The sequence below is a fragment of the Cellulomonas sp. FA1 genome, from assembly GCF_000986825.1.
GTDB lineage: Bacteria > Actinomycetota > Actinomycetes > Actinomycetales > Cellulomonadaceae > Cellulomonas > Cellulomonas iranensis.
Genome location: NZ_LBMY01000001.1, coordinates 1,830,541 through 1,850,139 on the forward strand (window position 1 = coordinate 1,830,541; position 19,599 = coordinate 1,850,139).

The 19,599-nt window shown below is 73.8% G+C and carries 23 protein-coding genes; 4 read left to right on the forward strand and 19 right to left on the reverse strand.

Going from position 1 to position 19,599, the window contains the following annotated elements:
• The 7 genes from GY42_RS08130 to GY42_RS08160 all read right to left on the reverse strand — a co-directional run bounded on the left by GY42_RS08130 (position 1) and on the right by GY42_RS08160 (position 6,805).
• Positions 1 to 570 carry a hypothetical protein gene (locus GY42_RS08130; RefSeq protein ID WP_134850580.1) on the reverse strand — a complete coding sequence of 190 codons (570 nt, stop codon included), beginning with the start codon at positions 568 to 570 and terminating at the stop codon, positions 1 to 3.
• Between the two features lie 220 nt (positions 571 to 790).
• Positions 791 to 1,486, reverse strand: a complete 696-nt coding sequence (locus GY42_RS08135) for a DedA family protein (RefSeq protein ID WP_046528960.1) — start codon at positions 1,484 to 1,486, stop codon at positions 791 to 793.
• 194 nt (positions 1,487 to 1,680) lie between these two features.
• The gene (locus GY42_RS08140) at positions 1,681 to 2,373 is read right to left on the reverse strand and encodes a peptide deformylase (RefSeq protein WP_046528961.1); all 693 of its coding nucleotides are present in this window, start codon (positions 2,371 to 2,373) and stop codon (positions 1,681 to 1,683) included.
• Between the two features lie 29 nt (positions 2,374 to 2,402).
• Complete coding sequence (gene glmM, locus GY42_RS08145; protein ID WP_046528962.1) at positions 2,403 to 3,749, reverse strand: phosphoglucosamine mutase; 1,347 nt, start codon at positions 3,747 to 3,749, stop codon at positions 2,403 to 2,405.
• A gap of 154 nt (positions 3,750 to 3,903) precedes the next feature.
• Positions 3,904 to 4,392 carry a 30S ribosomal protein S9 gene (gene rpsI, locus GY42_RS08150; protein ID WP_046528963.1) on the reverse strand — a complete coding sequence of 163 codons (489 nt, stop codon included), beginning with the start codon at positions 4,390 to 4,392 and terminating at the stop codon, positions 3,904 to 3,906.
• Between the two features lie 43 nt (positions 4,393 to 4,435).
• The gene (gene rplM, locus GY42_RS08155; protein ID WP_046528964.1) at positions 4,436 to 4,879 is read right to left on the reverse strand and encodes a 50S ribosomal protein L13; all 444 of its coding nucleotides are present in this window, start codon (positions 4,877 to 4,879) and stop codon (positions 4,436 to 4,438) included.
• A 249-nt stretch (positions 4,880 to 5,128) separates the two neighbouring features.
• Complete coding sequence (locus tag GY42_RS08160; RefSeq protein WP_046528965.1) at positions 5,129 to 6,805, reverse strand: ABC-F family ATP-binding cassette domain-containing protein; 1,677 nt, start codon at positions 6,803 to 6,805, stop codon at positions 5,129 to 5,131.
• Between the two features lie 112 nt (positions 6,806 to 6,917).
• Between GY42_RS08160 and GY42_RS08165 the strand changes: the two genes are divergently transcribed.
• The 3 genes from GY42_RS08165 (at position 6,918) to GY42_RS08175 (ending at position 9,791) form a co-directional block, all read left to right on the forward strand.
• Complete coding sequence (locus GY42_RS08165) at positions 6,918 to 8,852, forward strand: glycosyltransferase family 2 protein (protein ID WP_046528966.1); 1,935 nt, start codon at positions 6,918 to 6,920, stop codon at positions 8,850 to 8,852.
• On the forward strand, positions 8,852 to 9,193 hold the full coding sequence (locus GY42_RS08170; RefSeq protein WP_046528967.1) for an STAS domain-containing protein: 342 nt from the start codon (positions 8,852 to 8,854) through the stop codon (positions 9,191 to 9,193). Before GY42_RS08165 ends, GY42_RS08170 begins: the two co-directional genes overlap by 1 nt.
• Positions 9,194 to 9,308: 115 nt before the next feature.
• Positions 9,309 to 9,791: a DUF5709 domain-containing protein gene (locus tag GY42_RS08175; protein ID WP_046528968.1), complete on the forward strand. Its 483-nt coding sequence runs from the start codon at positions 9,309 to 9,311 to the stop codon at positions 9,789 to 9,791.
• Positions 9,792 to 9,821: 30 nt separating this feature from the next.
• Here the strand turns inward: GY42_RS08175 and truA are convergent, their stop codons facing one another.
• Positions 9,822 to 10,766 carry a tRNA pseudouridine(38-40) synthase TruA gene (truA, locus tag GY42_RS08180; RefSeq protein WP_046528969.1) on the reverse strand — a complete coding sequence of 315 codons (945 nt, stop codon included), beginning with the start codon at positions 10,764 to 10,766 and terminating at the stop codon, positions 9,822 to 9,824.
• Positions 10,767 to 10,800: 34 nt separating this feature from the next.
• On the opposite strand from truA, the gene GY42_RS08185 reads away from it, so the two are divergent.
• On the forward strand, positions 10,801 to 11,568 hold the full coding sequence (locus GY42_RS08185) for an ROK family protein (protein ID WP_046528970.1): 768 nt from the start codon (positions 10,801 to 10,803) through the stop codon (positions 11,566 to 11,568).
• Here the strand turns inward: GY42_RS08185 and GY42_RS08190 are convergent.
• The 11 genes from GY42_RS08190 to rplO all read right to left on the reverse strand — a co-directional run bounded on the left by GY42_RS08190 (position 11,449) and on the right by rplO (position 19,598).
• Positions 11,449 to 12,294, reverse strand: a complete 846-nt coding sequence (locus GY42_RS08190) for an alpha/beta fold hydrolase (protein ID WP_082131420.1) — start codon at positions 12,292 to 12,294, stop codon at positions 11,449 to 11,451. The two genes, GY42_RS08185 and GY42_RS08190, sit on opposite strands and share 120 nt — an antisense overlap.
• Before the next feature lie 152 nt (positions 12,295 to 12,446).
• A complete protein-coding gene (rplQ, locus tag GY42_RS08195) occupies positions 12,447 to 12,971 on the reverse strand; it encodes a 50S ribosomal protein L17 (protein ID WP_046528971.1) in 525 nt (174 codons plus the stop codon).
• Positions 12,972 to 13,051: 80 nt separating this feature from the next.
• The gene (locus GY42_RS08200; RefSeq protein WP_046528972.1) at positions 13,052 to 14,065 is read right to left on the reverse strand and encodes a DNA-directed RNA polymerase subunit alpha; all 1,014 of its coding nucleotides are present in this window, start codon (positions 14,063 to 14,065) and stop codon (positions 13,052 to 13,054) included.
• 204 nt (positions 14,066 to 14,269) lie between these two features.
• Positions 14,270 to 14,671: a 30S ribosomal protein S11 gene (rpsK, locus tag GY42_RS08205; protein ID WP_046528973.1), complete on the reverse strand. Its 402-nt coding sequence runs from the start codon at positions 14,669 to 14,671 to the stop codon at positions 14,270 to 14,272.
• A 77-nt stretch (positions 14,672 to 14,748) separates the two neighbouring features.
• The gene (gene rpsM, locus GY42_RS08210) at positions 14,749 to 15,129 is read right to left on the reverse strand and encodes a 30S ribosomal protein S13 (protein ID WP_046528974.1); all 381 of its coding nucleotides are present in this window, start codon (positions 15,127 to 15,129) and stop codon (positions 14,749 to 14,751) included.
• 174 nt (positions 15,130 to 15,303) lie between these two features.
• Positions 15,304 to 15,417, reverse strand: a complete 114-nt coding sequence (rpmJ, locus tag GY42_RS08215) for a 50S ribosomal protein L36 (RefSeq protein WP_013117849.1) — start codon at positions 15,415 to 15,417, stop codon at positions 15,304 to 15,306.
• A 65-nt stretch (positions 15,418 to 15,482) separates the two neighbouring features.
• Positions 15,483 to 15,704 (reverse strand): translation initiation factor IF-1, encoded by a 222-nt coding sequence (infA, locus tag GY42_RS08220; protein ID WP_012867920.1) that lies wholly within the window; start codon positions 15,702 to 15,704, stop codon positions 15,483 to 15,485.
• A gap of 269 nt (positions 15,705 to 15,973) precedes the next feature.
• Positions 15,974 to 16,795 carry a type I methionyl aminopeptidase gene (gene map / locus GY42_RS08225; RefSeq protein WP_046528975.1) on the reverse strand — a complete coding sequence of 274 codons (822 nt, stop codon included), beginning with the start codon at positions 16,793 to 16,795 and terminating at the stop codon, positions 15,974 to 15,976.
• A gap of 10 nt (positions 16,796 to 16,805) precedes the next feature.
• Positions 16,806 to 17,384 (reverse strand): adenylate kinase, encoded by a 579-nt coding sequence (locus GY42_RS08230; protein WP_046528976.1) that lies wholly within the window; start codon positions 17,382 to 17,384, stop codon positions 16,806 to 16,808.
• On the reverse strand, positions 17,381 to 18,676 hold the full coding sequence (gene secY, locus GY42_RS08235; protein ID WP_046528977.1) for a preprotein translocase subunit SecY: 1,296 nt from the start codon (positions 18,674 to 18,676) through the stop codon (positions 17,381 to 17,383). The genes GY42_RS08230 and secY overlap by 4 nt, the downstream gene beginning before the upstream one ends.
• A 259-nt stretch (positions 18,677 to 18,935) precedes the next feature.
• A complete protein-coding gene (gene rplO / locus GY42_RS18600) occupies positions 18,936 to 19,598 on the reverse strand; it encodes a 50S ribosomal protein L15 (RefSeq protein ID WP_082131421.1) in 663 nt (220 codons plus the stop codon).
• Position 19,599 lies beyond the last annotated feature (1 nt).

The following is a 19,599-nucleotide window of genomic DNA, read 5'->3' on the forward strand; positions in this document are numbered from 1 at the left end:
TCACGGCGCCGAGGCCTGCGCCGTGACGGGCTGCGCGAGCGCCACGGGGTGCTCGGTGCGCTCCACGACCTCGAGGGTCCCGAGCGCGGCGGGGATGCCGTCGGCGCCGTCGCACGCCACGTCCGCCGGCAGCAGCACCGCGGCGCCCATCGCGTCGACGAGCCACACCTGCGGGACGACGGCGTCGTCCGGGCACTCGCGCGGGGTGCGCGTGCCGTCGACCTCCCCGAGCAGGTCGTCCAGGTCCCCCTCGAGACGCGTGGCGGTCACCGACCACCACGTGCCCGCGGAGTCGCGCAGGGGGTCGCCGCGGTCGCACACGAGCACGCTGTCGGCGACGAACCCGGCCGGGGGCAGGCCGCGCGTCGTGGCCTGCGGCGCCGTGGTCCGCAGGCTCGCGTCGAGCTCGAGACCGAGGGCGTCGAGCACGCCCGGGTCGAGGCACCCCGCGTCCGTGCGGACCTCGGCGGGCGGGCCCGCCGCGTCCTCGGCCGAGGGCGCGTCGGTCGCGCAGGCCGCGGCGGCGAGCAGCACGGCGACGGCCGTCACCGCACGTCGCGCTGCTCGCACCTGCCCACCCTCCGTCGTCCTGCCGGTCCCCGGGCACGACGGTCAGGACCCCGGCGGTGCCGGGGCCTCGCGGGAGCGGGGAGGACGACGTCGACGTCGTCCTGCGTTCGAGCGTAAGCCGCTTTGGGAGGCCGATCGCCGTCACCCGGTCGGCCGATACCGGATCGTTGTCACACGTCCCACATCGTGAGGTCATCGTGACCTCGACAACGGGCGAGGGTCAGGCCGCGGACCCCTCGGGCCGTGTCGCCGGCTCGGTGCCGGTGCCGAGCGTCGCCGGCCGCGGCGCCGCGGCGAGCGGCGTCACGGGTGCGCTCGGCGGCAGCGGGTCGTCGAGACGCAGCCACCGGCGCAACGCCCAGTCGACGGCGAGCCCGACCACGAACCCGCCCGCCACGCCGACCGCCACGCCCACGAGCGGCGAGTGCCCGAGCACCGCACCCGTGCCGATCCCGATGAGCGTCGAGTACCCCGCCCAGGTGACGGCCGCGATGGCCGTGAGCAGCACGAAGCGCCGACGACGCAGGCCCAGGGCCCCCGCCGTCATGTTGACGGCGACGCGCCCCACGGGGATGTAGCGCGCGGCGATGACGAACGACGCGGAGCGGGTCCGCAGCGCGCGCTCCGCCCAGTCCAGGACGGCCTGGCCGCGCCGCCCCCGGAACACGCGCAGCCGCCGGACGTGCACCGCGGTGCCGATCTGGTAGGCGACCTGGTCGCCGACGAACGCGCCGAGCGCGGCGACCGCGACCACGATCCACAGTGTCGGCGACCCCGTCGACACCGACAGGGACGCGAGCGCGATGACCACCGACTCGCTCGGGATCGGCGGGAAGAACCCGTCGACCACCGAGAACGCGAACAGCACGACGAAGATCCACGGCGAGGCCGCCAGCTCCAGCGCCCACTCCAGCACGTGATCTCCCCTCGCCCGCCCACCCCCCGGTGGGGCGACGTCACCACGCTAGGCCGGGGTCGGGTCCGGGCACATCGGGATAGCCCCCGAATCAGCCCTGAGCGACCCCGATCTCCTCCCCCGGGACTCACCCCCCGCCCCCGCGTCTCCGTCGCAGGGCGGAGGCGCGACGCCCTGCGCGGTGCCCGGCGCGGTCACCGCTGCGGCGCGGTGTCCTCCGGGGTCCCGTCCGGCAACCCGAACCCGAGGGCGCGCGCGGCGGCGCGCGGCACGGGCTCCGTCCCCCAGTGTGCACCCCAGGCGTCCGTCGCGGACAGCGAGCGCGGGTCCGCGCGGTCCAGGTACAGCGTGCCGTGCAGGTGGTCGGTCTCGTGCTGCGCGATGCGCGCGGGCCACCCCGTGAGCACCTCGTCGAGCGCCCGCCCCGTCTCGTCGGCGCCCGTGAGGCGGACGCGGCGGGGCCGGGCGACGACGGCCTGGTAGCCCTCGACGCTGAGGCAGCCCTCGTAGAACGCGACGACGTCGTCGCCCTCGGGCGCGTACCGCGGGTTCACCAGCACGCGGTACACGACCGCGGGACGCTCACGCACGCGCGCGATCTCGTCGTCCCCCGGCCCCGGGTCCTCGACCACCGCGAGGGCGACGGGGAGCCCGATCTGCGGGGCGGCGAGCCCGACACCGGGCGCGGCGCGCATCGTGCGGTGCATGACGCCGAGCAGCTCGTGCAGCTCGGCGTCGTCGACCTGCCCGTCGAACGGCACGGCCACCGACCGCAGGACGGGGTGCCCCGCCTGCACGATCGGCGCCACCGCGTCCGGCCCCGCCTCGCGGACGGCGTCGAGCAGCCGGCGCACGTGGTCCCGCACCCAGCGGTCGACGTCGCGCACCGCGCCTCCCCCGGTCGTCACGGCGCCCGCTACAGCGAGAGCCGCTCGCGCACGACCGCGGCGAGGTCGTGCGCCGTCTCGTCGGCCTCCTCCTGCGTCGCCGCCTCGACCATGACGCGGACGAGCGGCTCGGTGCCCGAGGCGCGCAGCAGCACGCGTCCCGTGTCGCCGAGCGACTTCTCGGCGGCGGACACCGCCTCGACGAGCACGACGTCGTCCGTGCGCGTGCGGTCGACGCCCGGCACGTTGACGAGCGTCTGCGGCAGCCGCTGCACGACCGACGCGAGGTCGGCGAGCGTCCGGCCGGTCTCGACCACACGGGCCGCGAGCTGCAGCGCCGTGAGCAGGCCGTCGCCGGTCGTCGCGTGGGCCGCGACGATGATGTGACCGGACTGCTCGCCGCCGAGCCCGAAGCCGCCCGCGCGCATCGCCTCGAGCACGTACCGGTCGCCGACCCCGGTGACGACGGTCGCGATGCCGGCGTCGCGCATCGCGAGCCGCAGGCCGAGGTTGCTCATCACCGTGGTGACGAGCGTGTCGTGCGGGAGTGCTCCCCGGTCGCGCAGCGCGATCGCGAGGATCCCCATGATCTGGTCGCCGTCGACCAGCACGCCCTCCGCGTCGACGGCCAGGCAGCGGTCCGCGTCGCCGTCGAACGCGACGCCCAGGTCGGCGTGCGCCGCCACGACCGCCGCCTGCAGCTGCTCGGGGTGCGTCGAGCCGCAGGCCTCGTTGATGTTGCGCCCGTCGGGCGACGCGTTGATGACGACGACGTCGGCGCCCGCCTCGCGCAGCGCCGCCGGGCCGACCTCGGAGGCCGCACCGTTGGCGCAGTCGACGACGATGCGCAGGCCGTCGAGCCGCACGCCGATCGTCGCGACGAGGTGGTCGACGTACTGCTGGCCGGCGAGGCTCTGGTCGGTGCGGATGCGACCGACCGCGGCGCCGAGCGGCCGCTCCCACGCCTCGCCGAGGCGCGCCTCGATGGCGGCCTCGACCTCGTCGTCGAGCTTGTGGCCGCCGCTCGCGAGGAACTTGATCCCGTTGTCGGGCATCGGGTTGTGCGAGGCCGACAGCACGACGCCCAGGTCGACGCCGCGCGCGGCCGTCAGGTAGGCGATCGCGGGCGTGGGCAGCACGCCGACGTTGTCGACGTCGACGCCCGCGGACGCCAGGCCGGCGGCGACGGCGGCGGACAGGAACTCGCCCGAGGCGCGCGGGTCACGGCCGATCACGGCGCGCGGGCGGTGCCCCTCGAACGCGCCCTGCGACCCGAGCACATGCGCCGCGGCGACAGACACGTCGAGCGCGACCTCCGCCGTGACGTCGCGGTTCGCGAGCCCTCGCACGCCGTCCGTGCCGAACAACCGACCCATCACCCGACTCCTTCGCCCGACGCGCCCGGTCCTGCCGCGCGGCGTCGTGTCATTCCTCCTGCGTCGCGGCCGGTGACGGCGGCGACCTGCCTTGACATGCCGATGGCCCCGGCGGTCTGTCGACCAGCCGGGGCCATCGGGCCGAGGCGCTGGATCAGCGCTTCGAGTACTGCGGCGCCTTGCGGGCCTTCTTGAGACCCGCCTTCTTGCGCTCGACCACACGCGCGTCACGCGTGAGGAAGCCGGCCTTCTTGAGGGCCGGGCGGTTGTTCTCGGCGTCGATCGCGTTGAGCGCACGGGCGATGCCCAGGCGCAGCGCGCCGGCCTGGCCGGAGACGCCGCCGCCGGTGATGCGCGCGATGACGTCGAAGCGACCCTCGACGTCCACGGTCTTCAGCGGCGAGTTGACGAGCTGCTGGTGCACCTTGTTCGGGAAGTAGTCCTCGAGGGTGCGGCCGTTGATCTTCCACTGGCCGGTGCCGGGCACCAGGCGGACGCGGGCGACGGCCTCCTTGCGGCGGCCGAGCGCCTGGCCCGGTGCCGTCAGGGACTGGCCACGACCCACGGGGGCAGCGGTCTCGGAGGTGTAGCTGGTGGGCGTGTCGTCGCCCTCGTACTCGGTCTCGACGGTGGTCTGAGCCACGGGATCCTCGCGTTCTGGTTTCTCTGCCGCAGCAGCCGGAGGCTTACTGCGCCACCTGGGTCAGCTCGAACGTCTTCGGCTGCTGGGCCGCGTGCGGGTGCTCGGGGCCGGCGTAGACCTTGAGCTTGCTCAGCTGCTGACGACCGAGGGTCGTGTGGGGCAGCATGCCGCGGACGGCCTTCTCGATCGCACGCTCGGGGTGCTTCTCGAGCAGGTCGACGTAGCGGGTCGCCCGCAGACCGCCCGGGTAGCCCGAGTGACGGTAGGCGAGCTTGGTCTCACGCTTGTTGCCGGTGAGCGCGATCTTCTCCGCGTTGATGACGATGACGAAGTCGCCGCCGTCGACGTGGGGGGCGAAGGTCGCCTTGTGCTTGCCGCGCAGGAGCGTGGCCACGTGGCTGGCCAGACGGCCGAGCACGACGTCGGTCGCGTCGATGACGTACCAGTTCCGCTCGACGTCGCCGGGCTTCGGGGTGTACGTGCGCACGGTGTGCCTCTGTCTCGTGATGCGTGTCGTTGGCAGGCCGCACGGGGCGACCGGCCGAGGATGGCTGCCGGAGCATCCCGCCCGGCGAGTGGGATCGCACCAGGACGGCCATCGGCACCCGGTGGTGAGAAGCCACCGGTGCGCGACAGGGGACGCACAACGACACAACAGACTACCGGCACGCCGCACCGACGGCAAAACCCGTGAGCAACGCCTCACCGCGGCCCGGGAAGGGCCCGCGTGCCCGGGTCAGCGCACGCGCTCGACGCGGCCGGCGTCCCACACCGGCTCGGGCGTCTCGACGACCGTGCCGTCCGCCGAGAACACGAGGAACCGGTCGAACGTGCGCGTGAACCAGCGGTCGTGCGTGACCGCCAGCACGGTGCCGTCGAACGCCGCGAGGCCGGCCTCGAGCGCCTCGGCCGAGTGCAGGTCGAGGTTGTCGGTCGGCTCGTCGAGGAGCAGCAGCGTCGCGCCCCCCAGCTCGAGCAGCAGGATCTGCAGACGCGCCTGCTGCCCGCCCGACAGCGTCTCGTAGGGCTGCTCGGCGGCCTCCACGAGCTCGTACCGGTCGAGCGCCCGGCTCGCGGCCTCCCGGCCGAGGCCCGCCCGGTGCCCGTCGCCGCGGTGCAGGATCTCCAGCAGCGTGCGTCCCACGAGCTCGGGGTGCGCGTGGTTCTGCGCGAACCACCCCGGGCGGACGCGCGCGCCCAGCACGACCGACCCGGTGTGCGCCACCGGCGCGACCGGCACGTCGCCGGCCGGCGCGCGCTCGGGGTCCGAGCCGCCCGCCGCCAGCAGCCGCAGGAAGTGGGACTTGCCCGAGCCGTTCGACCCGAGCACCGCGACGCGCTCGCCGTACCAGACCTCGAGGTCGAACGGCCGCATGAGCCCCGTCAGCTCGAGCCCCGTCGCGACGACCGCGCGCTTGGCGGTGCGCCCGCCCGTCAGCCGCACGCGCACGTGCTGCTCGCGTGCGACCACCTCCGGCGGCCCCGCCTCCTCGAACTTCCGCAGCCGCGTCTGCGCGGCCTGGTACCGCGACGCGAGCCCGTCGTTGAAGGCGGCCTTCGTCTTGAGCGTGAGCACGAGCTCCTTCAGCTTCGCGTGCTCCTCCTCCCAGCGGCGCAGCAGCTCCTCGAGCCGCGCCTGCCGGTCGGCGCGCGCCTGCGCGTACGACGCGAACCCGCCGCCGTGCACCCACACGCGCGCCCCCACGGCCGTCGGCTCGAGCGTCGCGACGTGCGTCGCGACGCGGGCCAGCAGCTCGCGGTCGTGGCTCACGAACAGCACGGTCTTGCCGCACCCGACCAGACGCTCCTCGAGCCAGCGCTTGGTCGGGACGTCGAGCGCGTTGTCGGGCTCGTCGAGCAGCAGCACCTCGTCGGGCCCGCGCAGCAGCGCCTCGAGCACGAGCCGCTTCTGCTCACCGCCCGACAGCGTCCGCACGTACCGGTGCTGCGCACGCTCGAACGGCACCGACAGCACGGCGTCGGTCACGCGGTCCCAACCGGCCTCGGCCTCGTAGCCGCCGACGTCCGCCCAGTCCGCGAGCGCCTGCGCGTAGCGCAGCTGCGTCGGCTCGTCGTCGACCTCCATCATCGCGAGCTCGGCCGCCGTCAGCTCGGCCGCGGCCGCACGCACCGCCGGTGCCGCGAGGTCCGCCAGCAGGTCGCGCACGCTGCGGTCGTCGTCGATGCGCCCGACGTCCTGGCGCATGACGCCCAGGCCGCCGCTGCGCTGCACCGACCCCTCGTGCGGCACCAGGTCGCCCGTGACGACGCGCAGCAGCGTCGACTTGCCGACGCCGTTGGGTCCCACCAGGGCCACCCGCGCGCCGTCGCCGACGCGGAACGTCACGTCCGACAGCAGGGGCCTGCCGTCCGGGAGCGTGTAACCGACACCGCCGACGTCCACATGACCCATGCGACCAGTGTCGCCCGGCCGCGGGGCCGCCCGCGACGAGATTCCGCCCGGCCGCCCGGTCCGGCGCGCCGCGTGGCCACGCGCTACCGTCGCCTCCAGGGGGTGCGTCGCCGTGCCACGTCGGGTCGTCGTCCGGGTGCTGGTCGTGCTGACGCTCGTCCTCGGCTGGACGTACGTCGCCTGGCGCTGGTCGTCGTCGCTCAACCTCGCGGCGTGGTGGATCGCGGTCCCGCTCGTGGTGGCCGAGACGTACTCCCTGATCGACGTGACGCTGTTCGGCCTCACGATGTGGCGCGCCCGCGAGCGGCCCGCACCGCCGCCACCCGCACCCGGTACGACCGTCGACGTGCTCGTCACCACCTACGACGAGCCCGTCGACCTCGTCATGCGCACGGCGCTCGCCGCGCAGCGGATCCGCCACCCGCACACCACGTGGGTCCTCGACGACGGTGCACGGCCCGCGCTGCGGGACGCCGCGCTGGCCGCCGGCGTCGGCTACGTCGTGCGCTCGCCGGACTGGGAGGGGCGCCCGCGGCACGCCAAGGCCGGCAACCTCAACAACGCGCTCCTGGTGACCGAGGGCGAGCTCGTGCTCGTGCTCGACGCGGACCAGGTGCCCGATCCCGCGATCCTTGACCGCACGGTCGGGTACTTCGACGACCCGCGCGTCGCGATCGTCCAGACGCCCCAGGTCTTCGACAACGTGCCGGTCGCCGACCCGCTGGGGAGCCAGGCGCCGCTCTTCTACGGCCCGATCATGCAGGGCAAGGACGGCTGGAACGCGGCCTTCTTCTGCGGCTCGAACGCCGTGCTGCGTCGCGACGCGCTCATGCAGCTCGGGCTCGTGGGGTACGTCGACGCGTCCCGGGCGACGGTGCGCCGGGCGCTGCGCACCGCGCGCGCCGTGCTCGCGCGTGCCGCGCGCGAGGCCCCCGACCCGACGGTCGCCGACGCCCTCACGACGGTGCGCGCCGCGGCGGCCCGAGCGCAGCGGCGCCTGGACGGCGGTGATCCCCTGGGGCCCGTCACCTACGAGTTCCAGCGCGCCGTCGACGCGGCCTCCGGCACGCTCGTCGACGCGGACGTCGCCCGGATGCGGGCGGACCTCGAGCAGATCGCCGAGCTGCACGACGCGCACGGCACGCTCACGCTCGACCAGTCCGCGCTGACCCGGCTCGCCGCTCGCGACTGGTCCCCCCTCGGCGCCCTCGAGGCGGTCCGCGACCTGCTGCGCGCCGTCGACGTCGACCGGCACGACGAGGCGCAGGCGGTGCAGCCCGTCGCGACGGTGTCCGTCACCGAGGACATGGCGACCGCCATGGCGCTGCACGCCCTGGGGTGGCGCACGGTCTACCACCACGAGACCCTCGCGCACGGCCTCGCCCCCGAGGACCTCCCGACGATGCTGACGCAGCGGCTGCGCTGGGCCCAGGGCACCGTCCAGACGATGCTGCGGCGCAACCCGTGGCGCGTGCCGGGCCTCACCGTGGGCCAGCGCCTCATGTACTCCGCGACGATGTGGAGCTACCTGTCGGGCTTCGCCGCCGTGGTCTACCTCGTGGCGCCCGTCCTCTTCCTGCTCTTCGGGGTCATGCCGGTCACCGCGTGGAGCGTCGACTTCTTCGCCCGGTTCGTGCCGTTCCTCGTCGCGAGCCAGCTGCTGTTCCTCGTCGTGGCGCGCGGCCTGACCACCTGGCGCGGCCAGCAGTACGCGCTCGCGCTCTTCCCGGTGTGGATCCGCGCCTGCGTGACCGCCGCCGCGAACGTGTGGTGGGGCCGGCCGCTGGAGTTCGCGGTGACGCGCAAGGACGGGCGGTCGAGCACCGTCGCGTGGCGGCGCGTGCTGCCGCAGCTCGTGGCGATGGTCGTGCTGGTCGCCGCGGTGCCCGTCGGGCTGGCCCGTGCGGCGCTGGGCCTGTCCGCGTGGAGCGGCACGCTCGTCAACGTCGCGTGGGTCGGCTACGACCTCGTCGTCCTGGGCGTCGTCGTCCAGGCGCTGCGGTACCGCGGGTACCGGGCCGCCGGGCGCACGGAAGGAGAACGGTGATGGGCCTCGACCTCGACCTCGAGCTGCGGGACGGTAGGACGGCCGTGCTGCGGCTCGTGGGACGCCTGACGATGCTCGGCGCCGGCGACGTGCGCGCCGCCGTGGACCGCGCCGTCGACGCGGGGCACCCGCTCGTCGTGGTGGACCTGGCGGGCGTGCCGTTCATGGACTCCTCGGGGCTCGGCGCGCTCGTCGGCGGGCTCCGCGCGACCCGCGTCGCGCAGGGAGACCTGCGGATCGCCGGGGTCGGCGAGCAGGTCCGCACGGTTCTCGAGCTCACCAGCATGGACCGCGTGCTGCGGCCGTACGCGCACGTGGACGACGCCCTGCGCGGCGACTAGGCCCCGCACCGTCCGGAGGCGGCGCCGCGACCCGCGGCCGGCCGGGCACGCCCCCTCTCCCCCGCGTCCCTGCCCTGCTGTGGCGGCCCGCGACCCGCGGTGCTTGGCTCGTGCCATGAGCGAGGACACCCCAGCCACCAGCACCGACCCCGCACTCGGCTCGGAGGGCGACAGCGACCAGCTGCCCGGCGAGGACACGCTCGTCGAGCGCGGCGTCGACGACCCGCTCGACGAGGGCGTCACCCCTCCCGAGCGTCCCCGGCCGCAGTCGACGCGGTTCGGCGAGACCGCCTGGGAGGAGTCGCGCGGCGAGACGCTCGACCAGCGCGTCGCGCAGGAGGAGCCCGAGGTCTGGGAGTCCGACGACGCACCGCCGCCGCCGCACCGCGACGAGCTGCGCGCGGGCCGCCTGGTCGAGGACGACGACGCCGTGGAGGCCGGCGGCACCGACGAGTTCGCGATCGACGCGGGCGTCTCGGGCGGCGCGGCGTCGGCCGAGGAGGCCGCCGTCCACCTGGTCGAGGAGGACTACGTCGGCGCCGCACCGACCGATGACGACGACGACCTCACGACCGACGACGAGGGCGCGCGGTACTGAGCGGGCGGTGAGGAGCGCACGCCGGGCCCGTCAGTCGCAGCAGCCGCGCGCTGGCGGGCCGTCGTCCGTCACGCCGTCGCGCGGACCGTCGACCTCGTGCGCACCCCGGCGGGCCCGGGTGCGCTCGGCGCGCTCCGCGAGCTCGGCGTCCGGCGGGTAGCCGACCTCCTCGAGCGTGAGCCCGTGCGCCGCGACGACGGTCGCACCGCCCTCGCGGCGCCGCGCGTCGAGCAGGTCGCGCGGCCACGTGACGGGCCGCCGCCCCTCCCCCACGGCGAGGCTCGCGCCGACGAGCGCCCGGACCATGGAGTGGCAGAACGCGTCGGCCTGCACGTGCGCGACGACGAGGCCCGCGTCGGCGCCGTCCGCGGGCCGCGCCCAGGCGAACTCCTCGAGCGTGCGGATCGTCGTCGCGTCAGGCCGGGGCTTGCAGTAGGCCGCGAAGTCGTGCCGCCCCACGAGCGTGCGCGCCGCGGCGTCCATGGCGTCGACGTCGAGCGGGCGCCGGTGCCACAGCACCGCGGCGCGGCGCAGCGGGTCGCGCGCCGCGGGCTCGTCGCACACGCGGTAGGCGTAGCGCCGTCGCAGCGCCGAGAAGCGCGCGTCGAAGCCGTCCGGCGCGCGCGTCACCGACCGCACCACGAGGTCCGACGGCAGCACGCCGGCCAGGCGCGCGGTCAGCGCCTCGACGTCCGCGCGGTCCGAGCGTCCGCGCACCGCGGCCAACGCCCCCGCGACGACGTCGACGTGCGCGACCTGACCGCGCGCGTGCACGCCCGCGTCGGTGCGGCCCGCGACCGTCACGCGCGGCGGCGCCTCCCCGCGAGGCCCCGCCCGCAGGACCGTCGCGAGCCCGTCCTCGAGCACGCCCTGCACGGTCCGCAGCCCCGGCTGCCGCGCCCACCCGGCGTAGTCCGTGCCGTCGTACGCGAGGTCCAGGCGCAGGCGGACGAGGTCGGCGGGCGTGCTGGTCACGGGCCCACGGTAGCGGTGGGGCTACCGTGGTGACGTGCCCGTCGAGCCCTACACGCTGGCCGTGGACTGCGGTGGCAGCGGCATCAAGGCGTCGGTGCTCGACGCCGCCGGCACGCTGCACGCACCCCCGGTGCGCGTCCCCACGCCCTACCCGCTGCCCCCGGAGCGCCTCGCCGAGACGATCGCGGGGATCGCAGCCGGGCTGCCGCCGGCGCAGCGCGCGACGGTCGGCGTGCCCGGGATGATCCGGCACGGCGTCGTCGTCGCGACCCCGCACTACGTGACCCGCTCCGGGCCGAGGACCGCCGTCGTGCCCGAGCTGCTCGCGGCGTGGCAGGGCTGCGACGTCCGGGCCCTGCTCGCCGAGCGCCTGGGGCTGCCCACGCTCGTGCTCAACGACGCCGAGGTGCACGGCGCGGGCGTCGTCTCGGGCACGGGGCTCGAGCTGGTCCTCACGCTCGGCACGGGCCTGGGGTCGGCGCTGTTCGACGGCGGCCGGATCGCGCCGCACCTCGAGCTGTCGCACGCCCCCGTGCGCTGGGGCACGACGTACGACGCGTACGTGGGCGAGCACGAGCGCGCCCGCCTCGGCGACGCGCTGTGGTCGCGCCGGGTCCGCAAGGTCGTCGACGGGTTCCGGCCCGTGTTCCGCTGGGACCGCCTCTACCTGGGCGGCGGCAACTCACGACGCATCACGGCGTCCACGCTCGACAGGCTCGGCGACGACGTCGTCGTCGTGCCGAACCAGGCGGGCATCGTCGGTGGCGTGCGTGCCTGGGGGCTCGCCGAACCGCACGGCTGACGCCTCGCGCGCGTCCACGTCGTCGAGGACGTCGAGCAGCACGCGCGTGAAGCGGACGGGCTGCACGAGGCTCACGAGGTGCGTCGCGTGCGGCACCACGACGAGGTGGCCGTCGCGGCACGCCGCCAGGAACCGTCGCTCGTCACCACGGAAGTGGTCCCAGCGCCCGTTGACGAGCCACACGGGAGCCGCGACGCGCGCGAGGTCCGCCAGCGGCGTCGCGTCCCCCATGGCCCGCATCGTGTCGCCCACGACGTCGAGGGCGAACCCACCCGCGGCGACGTCGGCGGCGGCCTGCGGCGGCAGCACGCGGTCGACCAGCGCCTGGTTGATCGCCGCGCCGCGGTCGGGCAGCCGGGCGAAGAACCCGTCCGCGGCCAGCCCCCAGGCGCGGACCACCGCGGCGCGCGGCACGGTGCAGCAGGCCGCCGCGACGAGCCCCGCGACCTGCTGCGGGTGCCTCGCGGCGTGCGCGATCGCGGTGTACCCGCCGAGCGACAGACCGACGACGACGGCGCGTCCTCCCACCGCCTCGACGCCGGCTGCGACCGCGTCGACCGCGCCGTCGAGCGTGAACGTCTCGTCGAGGCGGTGCCCGTGCCCGGGCAGGTCGACCGCGAGGGCCGTGCGACCGGTGGCGGTGAGCGCCTCCACCTGCGCGCGCCACATGGTGCGCGACGCCCGCAGCCCGTGCACCAGCACCACGGGCACCTGCCGCTCGTCCATGCGCACGACGCTAGCCCTCCCCGGCAGGCGTTCGCCTTTCGACGGGTGCCGCGCCCGGACGCCCGCCGGTCCAGCGGCGGCGACGCCTCACCCCGGGACGACGCAGGGCCCGGACACCGTGCGGTGTCCGGGCCCTGCGGGTGCGACGCGGCTCAGGCCTTGTCGTCGGCCTTCGCGTCCTCGACCGGGGCGTCCTCGACGGGGGCGTCCTCGACCTTGGCGTCCTCGACCGCGGCGTCCTCGACGGGCTTCTCCGCCTTGGGCGCGGCCTTCGCGGTGGCCTTCGTGGCCTCCTTGACGACGGCCTGCTTGGGCGACAGCGGCTCGAGCACGAGCTCGATGACGGCCATGGGGGCGTTGTCGCCCTTGCGCGGACCGATCTTGGTGATGCGCGTGTAGCCGCCCTGACGGTCGGCGACGGCGGGCGCGATCTCCGTGAACAGGGCGTGCACGACGCCCTTGTCCTTGACGACGGTGAGCACGCGACGGCGCGCGTGCAGGTCGCCGCGCTTGGCGAACGTGATGAGACGCTCGGCCAGCGGGCGCAGGCGCTTGGCCTTCGTCTCGGTCGTCGTGATCCGCTTGTGCTCGAACAGCTGCGTCGCGAGGTTCGCGAGGATCAGCCGCTCGTGCGCCGGGCTACCACCGAGCCGGGGACCCTTGGTGGGCGTGGGCATGGTCTCTACTCCTTGAGTTCTCAGTGAGGGCGACGCCCCGCAGCCGGCGCGTCAGCGCCTGGCTGCGGGCAACGGCTGCGTCAGTACTGCTCGTCCTCGACGAAGTCGGTCTCGTCGTCCCCGTAGTAGGCGCCGGCGGCCGTGGGGTCGAAGTCCAGCGGGCTGTCCTTGAGCGTGAGGCCCAGCTCGGCCAGCTTCTCCTTGACCTCGGTGATCGACTTCGCACCGAAGTTGCGGATGTCCAGCAGGTCCGCCTCGGACCGCGCCACGAGCTCGCCCACCGTGTGGATGCCCTCGCGCTTGAGGCAGTTGTACGACCGGATCGTCAGCTGCAGGTCCTCGATCGGCAGCGCGAGGTCGGCGGCGAGCGCGGCGTCCGTCGGCGACGGGCCGATCTCGATGCCCTCGGCCTCGACGTTGAGCTCGCGCGCCAGGCCGAACAGCTCGACGAGCGTCTTGCCGGCCGACGCCAGGGCGTCGCGCGGGCTGATCGCCGGCTTGGTCTCGACGTCGACGATGAGCTTGTCGAAGTCCGTGCGCTGCTCGACACGCGTCGCCTCGACCTTGTAGGTCACCTTGAGGACGGGCGAGTAGATCGAGTCGACCGGGATCCGGCCGATCTCGGCGTCGAACGACTTGTTCTGGTTCGCCGAGACGTAGCCGCGGCCGCGCTCGACGGTCAGCTCGATCTCGAGCTTGCCCTTCTCGTTGAGCGTCGCCAGGTGCAGCTCGGGGTTGTGGACCTCGACACCCGCGGGCGGGACGATGTCCGCACCGGTGACGTCACCCGCACCCTGCTTGCGCAGGTACATCACGACCGGCTCGTCGTTCTCCGAGGAGACGACGAGGTTCTTGATGTTGAGGATGATCTCGGTGACGTCCTCCTTGACGCCCGGGACCGTCGAGAACTCGTGCAGCACGCCGTCGATCCGGATGGAGGTGACGGCGGCCCCCGGGATGGACGACAGCAGCGTCCGGCGCAGGGAGTTGCCGAGCGTGTAGCCGAAGCCGGGCTCGAGAGGCTCGATGGAGAACCGCGAGCGGTGCTCCGAGATGACCTCTTCGGTCAGGGTGGGGCGCTGTGCGATCAGCACGGTGGGATTCCTCTCCGCGAGCGTCCGCCATATGACGCTTTCGCAGGTACTACGTGCCTGGACGTGCCTCGGTCCGCATGTCCGGGCGAAGGTGCGGTCGGGTCCGACGTACCGCCGCTCGGCGTCCCGTGCGGGACGCCGGACGCGGCGGACGCGCGAGGGCCGGGACCGGTGCGCGGACGCACGGTCCCGGCCTGCGGCGTGTCAGACGCGGCGACGCTTCGGCGGACGGCAGCCGTTGTGGGCCTGCGGCGTCACGTCCTGGATCGAGCCGACCTCGAGGCCGGCGGCGGTGAGCGAGCGGATCGCGGTCTCGCGACCCGAGCCCGGGCCCTTGACGAAGACGTCGACCTTGCGCATGCCGTGCTCCTGGGCACGACGCGCGGCGGCCTCGGCGGCGAGCTGCGCGGCGAACGGCGTCGACTTGCGCGAGCCCTTGAAGCCCACCTGGCCCGACGACGCCCAGGCGATCACGGCGCCCGACGGGTCGGTGATGGACACGATGGTGTTGTTGAACGTGCTCTTGATGTGCGCCTGGCCGTGGGAGACGTTCTTCTTCTCCTTGCGGCGCGGCTTGCGCACGGCGGTGCGGGACTTGGGAGGCATGTCTTCTTCTCTCGGGGTCTGCGGTTCGGTGGGCCGACGGGCGGGCGGTCAGCGACGGGCGCGACCGGCCCGCGACGTCACTTGCGCCCGGCCTTCTTCTTGCCGGCGACGGTGCGCTTGGGGCCCTTGCGGGTACGCGCGTTGGTCTTGGTGCGCTGACCGCGCACCGGGAGGCCGCGGCGGTGACGCAGACCCTCGTAGGAGCCGATCTCGACCTTGCGGCGGATGTCGGCCGCGATCTCGCGGCGCAGGTCGCCCTCGAGCTTGAAGCTGCCCTCGAGGAAGTCGCGGAGCGCGACGAGCTCGGTGTCGCCGAGGTCCTTGACCCGGACGTCGGGGCTGATGCCGGTGGCGGCGAGGGCCTGGTGCGCACGCGTGCGCCCGACCCCGAAGATGTAGGTGAGGGCGACCTCGACCCGCTTGTCGCGGGGAAGGTCGACGCCGATGAGACGTGCCATGTGCCTGGTGGCTCCTGTACTGCGTTCGGAGGTCTGCCGCACCGTCCCCCCGCGTCTTCTCGCGGGCCCCAGCCTCCGAGCTGGGGGTTCGCCGTGGTCACGACCCGGGGGTCGTCCTCACGGAGCGGCGGTGCGCTTGCTGCCCCGGTCAGGGGCGGTGGTGCAGGCGGCTGCTCAGCCCTGGCGCTGCTTGTGGCGCAGGTTCTCGCAGATCACCTGGACGCGACCGTGCCGGCGGATCACCTTGCACTTGTCGCAGATCTTCTTGACGCTCGGCTTGACCTTCATCGCTCGTTCCTCCGCCGCCGTGCACCGGGCCGAGGCCCGGGGAGACGGCGTGTCGATGGGGGTGGTTACTTGTAGCGGTAGACGATGCGCCCGCGGGACAGGTCGTACGGGCTGAGCTCGACGACCACCCGGTCCTCGGGGAGGATCCGGATGTAGTGCTGGCGCATCTTGCCCGAGATGTGGGCGAGCACCTTGTGGCCGTTCGCGAGCTCCACACGGAACATCGCGTTGGGCAGCGCTTCGACAACGCTGCCCTCGATCTCGATGACGCCGTCCTTCTTGGCCATGTCCTCCGCTAACTGTCGTACTGACGGGTGCTGCTGCAGGCTCGCCTCGCGACGGACCCATGACCCCCGCGCCACCGGCGGCTCCGGACGTGCCGGAACCCGCTGGACGGTCGTGGGGCGGCTGGGCACCGATCCCGCCACCGACAGGTGGGTATCACGGAACGCACAACCAACGAACCATCATACGCCATCGCGGGCCCGGTCCGGAACGGCCGGGAACCGGGTCGTGCGGACCCCGTCGCCGGGGCCCCGCCCCGGCGTGCGCGACGTCAGAGCGACGCGATCTCGACGCCGAGCGCGCGCAGCCGCGCCGCTCCCCCGTCGCGGGCCGTCAGCACGACGATGCCGTCCTCGAGGATCGCCACGGAGTGCTCCCAGTGCGCCGCGCGCGCACCGTCGTCGGTCACGACCGTCCAGTCGTCGGCGAGCACGTGGTTCGCCTCGGCGCCGCGCACGAGCATCGGCTCGACGGCGACGCACAGGCCGGCCCGCAGCTTGGTGCCGCGATCCTTCGTGCGGTAGTTCGGGACGTCGGGCGGCTGGTGCATCGCCGTCCCGATGCCGTGACCCACGTAGTCCTCGACGATGCCGTAGGGGGCGGCGGCGGCCTCGACCACGTCCTCGACGGCCTCGCCGACGGCGCCGAGCCGCCCGCCCGGCGTCGCGAGCGCGGCGATGCCCGCCCAGAGCGCGTCCTCGGTCGTCGTCACGAGCGCGACGTCGGCGGGGTCGGCCGGCTCGAGGACCGCGGAGAACGCCGAGTCGCCGTGCCAGCCGTCGACGATCGCGCCGCAGTCGACGGACACGACGTCGCCGGGCTGCAGGACCCGGCTCCCCGGGATCCCGTGGACGATCTCCTCGTTGACCGAGACGCACAGGCTCGCCGGGTACCCGTGGTAGCCGAGGAACGAGGGCGTCGCACCGGCGGAGCGGATGACGTCCTCCGCGACGGCGTCGAGCTCGGCCGTCGTCACGCCCGGCGCGAGCGCGCCGCGCACCGCGTCGAGCGCGTCGGCGACCACGAGACCCGCGCGGCGCATGATCGCCACCTGCTCGGGCGTCTTGTACTCGATCTTCTCGCGGCCGAACACGGGCTGCTCCTCAGGACAGGACGGGGGCCAGCGCGGCGACGAGGCGCTCGGTGACCTCGTCGACCTCGCCCAGCCCGTCGACCTGCGCGAGCACGCCGCGCGCGGCGTAGACCTGCGAGATGGGCGCGGTCTGCTCGGCGTAGACGTCGAGGCGGTGACGGATGACGTCCTCCGTGTCGTCCGCCCGCCCCTCGATCTCGGCGCGCCTGGTCAGCCGCTCGACCACGACCTGCGGGTCGACGGTCAGCTCGACCGCGAGGTCGAGCTGCTGGCCCGCCGCGGCGAGCATCTCGTCGAGCGCCGCGACCTGGGCGACGTTGCGCGGGTACCCGTCCAGCAGGAACCCGTCCACCGCGTCCGACTGCGCGAGGCGGTCGCGCACGAGCTCGTTCGTGAGCTCGTCCGGCACGAGCGCACCCGACGCGGTGATGTCCTGCACGCGACGACCCAGCTCGGTGCCGTTCTTGATGTTGGACCGGAAGATGTCGCCGGTCGAGATGGCCGGGACACCCAGCCGCTCGGCGAGACGGACGGCCTGCGTGCCCTTGCCCGCCCCCGGGGGGCCCAGGAGGACCAGACGTGCGCTCAACGGAGGAACCCTTCGTAGTGCCGCTGCTGCAGCTGCGACTCGATCTGCTTGACGGTCTCGAGCCCGACGCCGACGACGATGAGGATCGACGCGCCGCCGAACGGGATGTTGCTGCCGACGTCGAGCACGATGAAGGCGATCGTCGGGATGAGCGCGACGAGCGCGAGGTAGATCGACCCGGGCGCGGTGATCCGCGTGATCACGTAGTCGAGGTACTCGGCGGTGGGACGCCCGGCGCGGATGCCGGGGATGAACCCGCCGTACTTCTTCATGTTGTCGGCGACCTCGTCCGGGTTGAACGTGATGGCCGTGTAGAAGTAGCAGAAGAAGATGATCAGCAGCACGTAGATGCCGATGTGCAGCGGCGCCTCGGGGGCCGCGACGTAGCGCGTGATCCACTGCACCCAGCCGGCCGTCGGGTCGCCGAACTGCGCGATCAGCGTCGGCACCGCGAGCAGCGACGACGCGAAGATCACGGGGATGACGCCGGCCATGTTGATCTTGATCGGGATGTAGGTGCTCGACCCGCCGTACATGCGGCGCCCGACCATGCGCTTGGCGTACTGCACCGGCACGCGACGCTGCGACTGCTCGACGAACACCACGAGCGCGATCACCAGGACGATGATGCCCATCACGGCGAGGAACTTGCCGATGCCGCCGGCGCCGCCAGCGATCGACCACATGGCGCCGGGGAACGACGCGGCGATCGACGTGAAGATGAGCAGCGACATGCCGTTGCCGACGCCGCGCTCGGTGATGAGCTCGCCGAGCCACATGATGAGGCCGGTGCCCGCGGTCATGGTGATGACCATGATGAGCAGCGTGATCCACGAGTCGTCGGGGATGACGTCGACGGTGCAGCCCTGGAACAGGTTGCCGCTGCGCGCGAACGTGATGATCGTCGTCGACTGCAGGACGGCCAGGCCGATCGTGAGGTAGCGCGTGTACTGCGTGAGCTTGGCGGTGCCCGCCTGGCCCTCCTTGTGGAGCTCCTCGAACTTGGGGATCACCACGCGCAGCAGCTGGATGATGATGCTCGCCGTGATGTACGGCATGATCCCGAGCGAGAACACCGACAGCTGCAGCAGCGCACCGCCGCTGAACAGGTTCACCAGCCCGAGCAGGTCGTTGTCCGCGGTGCGGTCGATGCAGATCTGCACGTTCGGATAGCTCACCCCGGGGGTGGGCAGGAACGAGCCTGCGCGGAACACCACCATGATCCCGATGGTGAAGAGCAGCTTGCGCCGCAGGTCGGGCGTCCTGAACGCCCTCGCGAATGCACCGAGCACCTGTCGTCCTCCTGCTGTGTGGGCCGTCCACCGACCCCGTCGCCGTCGATGAGCGGGACGGACCGCCGGGAAAGCCTACCCTGCGGCTCGCGCCGCCCCGCACGACGTCCGTGCGCGGCGTGCGGGCCGCGCGTCTGAAACGTTCCGGATCACGCCGACGGCGCTCCGTGGCGCGCCCCGCACACCACAGCGGGCGGCCCCGGTGGAACCGGGACCGCCCGCTGTGTCACTGCTGTGCGCCACGGGCGCCGCGCGGACGTCAGTCCTGCGCGACGCTGCCGCCGGCCGCCACGATCTTGTCCTTCGCGGACGCGGAGTACGCGTCGACCGCGACGGACACCTTGACCGTGAGCTCGCCGGTGCCGAGCACCTTGACGGGACGGCCCTTGCGGACCGCGCCCTTGGCGACCAGGTCGGCGACCGTCACGTCGCCGCCGTCCGGGTACAGCGCCGAGAGCTTGTCCAGGTTGACGACCTGGTACTCGACACGGAACGGGTTCTTGAAGCCGCGGAGCTTGGGCAGCCGCATGTGCAGCGGCATCTGCCCACCCTCGAAGCGGTCCGGCACCTGGTAGCGCGCCTTGGTGCCCTTGGTACCACGACCCGCCGTCTTGCCCTTCGACGCCTCACCACGACCCACACGGGTCTTGGCGGTCTTGGCGCCGGGGGCCGGACGCAGGTGGTGCACCTTGAGCGTGCCGCCCGCACCGGGGGCCGCCGCGGCCTCGGCCGCCGCCTTCGCGGCAGCGGTCGGGGCCTTCTTCTTCGCCGGAGCCGTCTTCTCGGCCGCGGCCGAGGACTCCGTCGTGGCGGTCGCCTTGGCCGGAGCCTTCTTGGCGGGAGCCTTCTTCGCCGGAGCCTTCTTCTCGGCCGCAGCCGTGGTCTCCGTCGCCTTCTCGTCGGCCTTCTTGTCGTCGGCCATG

Bases quoted from the DNA above. Each gene is read 5' to 3' on its own strand.
- GY42_RS08190 (WP_082131420.1), bottom strand. From the start codon at position 12,294: ATGGACGAGCGGCAGGTGCCCGTGGTGCTGGTGCACGGGCTGCGGGCG.
- rpmJ (WP_013117849.1), bottom strand. From the start codon at position 15,417: ATGAAGGTCAAGCCGAGCGTCAAGAAGATCTGCGACAAGTGCAAGGTG.
- rplO (WP_082131421.1), bottom strand. From the start codon at position 19,598: ATGGCCGACGACAAGAAGGCCGACGAGAAGGCGACGGAGACCACGGCT.
- glmM (WP_046528962.1), bottom strand. From the start codon at position 3,749: ATGGGTCGGTTGTTCGGCACGGACGGCGTGCGAGGGCTCGCGAACCGC.
- rplQ (WP_046528971.1), bottom strand. From the start codon at position 12,971: ATGCCCACGCCCACCAAGGGTCCCCGGCTCGGTGGTAGCCCGGCGCAC.
- GY42_RS08170 (WP_046528967.1), top strand. From the start codon at position 8,852: ATGGGCCTCGACCTCGACCTCGAGCTGCGGGACGGTAGGACGGCCGTG.
- rpsK (WP_046528973.1), bottom strand. From the start codon at position 14,671: ATGCCTCCCAAGTCCCGCACCGCCGTGCGCAAGCCGCGCCGCAAGGAG.
- GY42_RS08175 (WP_046528968.1), top strand. From the start codon at position 9,309: ATGAGCGAGGACACCCCAGCCACCAGCACCGACCCCGCACTCGGCTCG.
- rpsM (WP_046528974.1), bottom strand. From the start codon at position 15,129: ATGGCACGTCTCATCGGCGTCGACCTTCCCCGCGACAAGCGGGTCGAG.
- infA (WP_012867920.1), bottom strand. From the start codon at position 15,704: ATGGCCAAGAAGGACGGCGTCATCGAGATCGAGGGCAGCGTTGTCGAA.
- GY42_RS08160 (WP_046528965.1), bottom strand. From the start codon at position 6,805: ATGGGTCATGTGGACGTCGGCGGTGTCGGTTACACGCTCCCGGACGGC.